This window comes from Komagataeibacter melaceti (assembly GCF_003403295.1).
Classification (GTDB): domain Bacteria; phylum Pseudomonadota; class Alphaproteobacteria; order Acetobacterales; family Acetobacteraceae; genus Komagataeibacter; species Komagataeibacter melaceti.
The window spans coordinates 1-4,703 of record NZ_QUWV01000179.1 but is presented as its reverse complement, the minus strand read 5'-3'; the positions used below and the strand labels follow the sequence as shown (position 1 = coordinate 4,703).

4 protein-coding genes are annotated in these 4,703 nt (G+C 58.9%); 3 read left to right on the top strand and 1 reads right to left on the bottom strand.

What is annotated here, in order from left to right; translation table 11 throughout:
* Nucleotides 1-124 precede the first annotated feature (124 nt).
* From DY926_RS15670 to DY926_RS15660, 3 genes are all read left to right on the top strand, one after another.
* A complete protein-coding gene (locus DY926_RS15670; protein WP_148707824.1) occupies nt 125-373 on the top strand; it encodes a hypothetical protein in 249 nt (82 codons plus the stop codon).
* 288 nt (nt 374-661) lie between these two features.
* Nucleotides 662-2,347, top strand: a complete 1,686-nt coding sequence (locus tag DY926_RS15665) for a glycoside hydrolase family 68 protein (RefSeq protein ID WP_116704210.1) — start codon at nt 662-664, stop codon at nt 2,345-2,347.
* A gap of 86 nt (nt 2,348-2,433) precedes the next feature.
* Nucleotides 2,434-3,975 (top strand): glycoside hydrolase family 32 protein, encoded by a 1,542-nt coding sequence (locus tag DY926_RS15660; protein ID WP_116704209.1) that lies wholly within the window; start codon nt 2,434-2,436, stop codon nt 3,973-3,975.
* A 93-nt stretch (nt 3,976-4,068) separates the two neighbouring features.
* Here the strand turns inward: DY926_RS15660 and DY926_RS15655 are convergent.
* On the bottom strand, nt 4,069-4,703 hold a 635-nt coding region (locus DY926_RS15655), incomplete at its 5' end, for a carbohydrate porin (RefSeq protein WP_148707823.1).

Below are 4,703 nucleotides of genomic sequence, written 5' to 3'. Positions count from 1 at the left end.
ACCGCCCGCCCGACTATGCCTGAAATAGCATCTGGCTGGGTCAATTCCTGATGAAAAACCCGGGTCAGTTCTCAGTGAAAATCAACAGCCAGCCCTTGTAACGCAGGTCCTGCCTGAACTGAGTGTGTACTGGGATGCCGACCCCGTAGCATTGCTTGCCGGGCCGGTTGTACGGCAGGCCCTTGCCATGGCGGGCCAGACCCCCACGCCCGATGACGGGGGGCGGAGCCAGACGATCGTGGGGGTGGATGTTATCGTTACCGACATGTCGGGCGCGCGTGCGCGGCGCCATGCGGTGGTAATGACACAGCCGGTGGATGGTGGCGGTTTTACTACGGGAATCCTGCAATGGAACCATCCGGAAGATTACTGAGCGGCAATACTGTCCCTGTAATTATGAAAAATATTTTTACTATAAAGAAACTTGGCAGATATCCCTCCGTTCGAGCAGCGAGCGCTATCTGGTGCCCAAGACATCGTGACGGAATATGACACCTTCCGTCAAAATGGCGCAGAAAGCGCGATGAATGCTTCATCTATTGCTGATGACGAATGAATTCTGAGAAATACAGCGTGTTTTCAAAAGTAATGTCGGATCCATAGGCCTGCGTTTCGGCAGAGTGTCCGAAGGCAGGACGTGTGCGATGCCGGAGGACGCAAAATGGAACTTACAAATAAAAGTCTGGGTACGCCCAGAAAAAAGACATACCGTTTCCGCACGTCGCAATGGCTTTTGCTGGGGGCGGGCATGCTGTCCGCCGGCATGCTTGGCGGCATGCCCGCCGCACGGGCGCAAAGCAGCGGGGGCGTTCCGGGTTATCCCCGGCCCACAATACATACCCAGCAGGCCTACAGCCCCTTTGATTCATTCACGTCGCGCTGGACCCGGGCCGATGCGCGGCAGATCAAGGCGCGCTCCAGCCTGACCAACCCCACCGGCGGCAACTCACTGCCCGCGCGGCTTACAATGCCCGATATTCCGGCCGATTTCCCCCAGACCAACCCCGATGTATGGATCTGGGATACATGGACACTGATTGACGCCCAGGCCAACCAGTTCAGCTATAACGGGTGGGAAGTCATCTTCTCGCTCACGGCCGACCCCAATGCGGGCTACACCTTCGATGACCGGCATGTGCATGCCCGTATCGGGTTTTTCTACCGCCGCGCCGGAATCCCGGCGTCACGTAGGCCCCGTAATGGCGGGTGGATCTATGGTGGCCACCTGTTCCCCGATGGGGCCAGCGCCAAGGTGTTCGGCTCCACAACCCTGACAGAAAGCGCGGAATGGTCCGGCTCGACCCGGCTTGTGCGCGCGGGTGATAACCATGTAACCGTGTTCTATACGGCGCTGGGCTTCAACCGCACGGCGGATGGAACCAATATTTCGCCTCCCGTCGCCATTATTTCAAAAGCAAACGGCACGATCCATTCCGACCTGCGGCATGTATGGTTCAGCGGTTTCAATGACCACAAACCATTACTTCAGCCCGATGGGGTATATTACCAGACAGGCCAGCAGAACGAATTCTATTCCTTCCGCGACCCGTTTACATTTGAAGACCCGGCGCATCCCGGCTACACCTTCATGGTGTTTGAGGGGAATACGGCGGGTGAGCGTGGCGCGCGCGACTGCACGGCGGCCGATCTGGGCTACCGTTCGGGCGATCCCTATGCCGAAAACCTTGATGATGTCCTGAACTCGGGTGCCACGTACCAGAAGGCTAATATCGGCCTTGCCGTGGCGCTGAACAAGTCGTTGACCAAGTGGCGTTTCCTTCCGCCGCTTATTTCGGGCAACTGCGTCAATGACCAGACCGAGCGCCCGCAGGTCTATATCAAGGATGGCAAGTATTACCTCTTTACCATAAGCCATCGTACGACCTTTGCCGCCGGGATTGACGGGCCGGATGGCGTCTATGGCTTCGTGGGCAATGGCGTGCGCAGTGATTTCAAGCCAATGAACTGGGGCAGCGGGCTTGTTCTGGGCAACCCGACCGACCTGAACCAGGCGGCGGGCTCGGATTTCGACCCCAACCCGCTGCAGAACCCGCGCGCATTCCAGTCGTACTCGCATTACGTAATGCCGGGCGGGCTGGTTGAATCGTTTATTGATACGGTGGAAAACCGCCGTGGCGGCGCGCTTGCGCCAACCGTCCAGATCAATATCAGCGGTCAGGACAGCGCGATCAACCTTGCCTACGGGCAGAATGGTCTGGGTGGGTATGGTGACATTCCCGCGAACCGGGCCAACATAGATCTCGTTGCCTTCCTGCAGGACCTGCGTTCGGGTGGTGATACCACCGTGAGCAATCCCCTTGTGGCCCTTGCCTCGGTGGGGCAATGATGTTTTTACAATGATCGGGTACGCCATTGATAAAGAAGTGGGTGATTGGAATGTCTCTTTTCTGCGCTGCAATGACGGGTCCAGCCATGGCAGCGCAGGAAGACGGCGCCACACAGGCCGCGACACCCCAGTGGCGCCCGGAATTACATTATACACCGCATAAATACTGGATGAATGACCCCAACGGTCCCGTTTTTTACAATGGGGTCTATCATATTTTCTATCAGTATAACCCCATGGCGTCCGAATGGGGCAACATGTCCTGGGGGCATGCCACCAGCACGGACCTGCTGCACTGGCAGGAACATGCTGTGGCCATGCCCTTCAGCCATGACAGGGATATTTTCTCCGGTTCGGTGGTTGTTGACCGCAATAATACATCCGGTCTGGGCACAGCGGACAAACCGGCACTGGTGGCGCTGTACACCAGTGTATTCAAGGAAGGCAGCAGCCATTCGGCCGGTATTCAGGCCCAGTCACTGGCCTACAGCCTTGATGGCGGTTTTACGTGGCAGGCATATCATAAGGACCCTGTCCTGACCCTTTCCCCTGACTCGATGCATTTTCGTGACCCGGCGGTAAGCTGGTATGAACCGGGGCATTACTGGGTCATGACAACGGTTGTGGCGGATGCGCCTGTGGTCAAGCTGTACAGATCGGACAACCTGATCGACTGGACATTCCTGAGCGATTTTGGCCCCGCCGGTTTCACCCGGCCCGGCATGCTGTGGGAAATGCCCAGCCTGTTCCCCCTGCCGCTGGATGGTGATGCCTCACGGCAGAAATGGGTCATGATGATTGGCGTGAACCCATGGAGCATAGCAGGCGGGTCAGGGACCACCTATTTCGTGGGTTCATTCGATGGCCGGACATTCCATGCGGAAAACCTGCCGCCCGATGGTTCCGACCCGGCGGCATATGACTGGGCCGACCACGGGGCGGACCATTATGCGGCCATACTGTTTTCGGGCGGCCCGGCCGCGACGCCGCTTACAATCGGGTGGATGAACAACTGGGATTACGCCAACACGGTTCCCACCGAACCGTGGAAGGGCCAGATGACCCTGCCTATGACACTCGGGCTGAAAACCATCAATAATCGCCCCCGGCTCTGCTTTGCGCCAGATGCGCATTACACCGCGCTGGTGGCCAGCCGGAAATCATATTCTCCCGGCGCGTTTCAGCTTGCATCAGGGCAGAAGGTACTTCCCGATGCTGCTCGCGGTGATGTGCTGGACATCCATTTTGAAATACAGGGGAATGGCGCACGTAGCGCGGGCCTCATCGTCCGCGCATCGCCCGATGACGGAACGGGCACGCGTATTGCCTATGATTTCGACCGTCATACACTGTCAGTGGACCGGTCCCATTCCGGGCGGACGGATTTCTCCCCGCGTTTCAGTCGGGAGCATATCGTCAACATGCCGCCCGCGCGGAGCCTGTCGGTGCATGTGATCGTGGACCGCAATTCGGTCGAGGTCCTGTCACTTGAGGGATCGGTCGTAATCACGGACCTGATTTTCCCACCATCCGGCGCGGATCATGTCATTGCCTTTGCCGAGGGGGGCAGCGCCACATTCACCCATCTGGATGTAACACCGCTTATGGACCACGGGGTGCGTGACTGATCCCGTATTGTCGCTGGAAAAGAGGCGGCGGGGCAGGCGAGGGCCATCGGGGGCATGATCCATACCCCCGATGGTTGAGGTGACTGCCGCAGGTCAGAATGTCAGGCTGCTATGCAGGCCAAAGACGGCTTCGTTGCCCACGCGGCGGGAGGTCGTCCAGTCATAGACCCCGCCGGAGGGATGCCAGACGTACTGGAAGTCCGGCTGCATCACCATCCATGGCGTGACCTGCGCCTGATAGGTCAGTTCAAGGTGGTTTTCATTGCCCTGCACCATGGTGCCGCTGTCACGGTCGAACTGGCGCTGGCCCGAACTGGCGCGGCCGATCCCCCAGCCCAGACCGACCGTATCATTGTCACGCCCCCTGAACGGGGCCTTGAGGTTGATACCTGCGTCAATGGCGAAGCTGATCAGGTTGCGGTCGCCGCCATTGCCGGTCGCACGCGCGAACACGCCCACCGAGCGTGGTGACGTGAGCGAGGGCCGCCAGATCATCTGGTCAATGATGCCATAGACCATCCAGTTGCCCCGGTCCCACCGTGGCGTCAGGTCGCTCTGGGTGCTGTTGGGGTTGACCGATGCCGCACCCAGCGAGCCGCCATTGCGGTTGTAGCGGTAATCGGGGAATTTGGCCGTGTCGTAGTACCCACCCAGCTTGTACACGCCCGGCAGGCCGGGGTTTTTCGTCACGTTGGTCATGTCGGCGGGCTGGGGGTTGAGCGCGTATT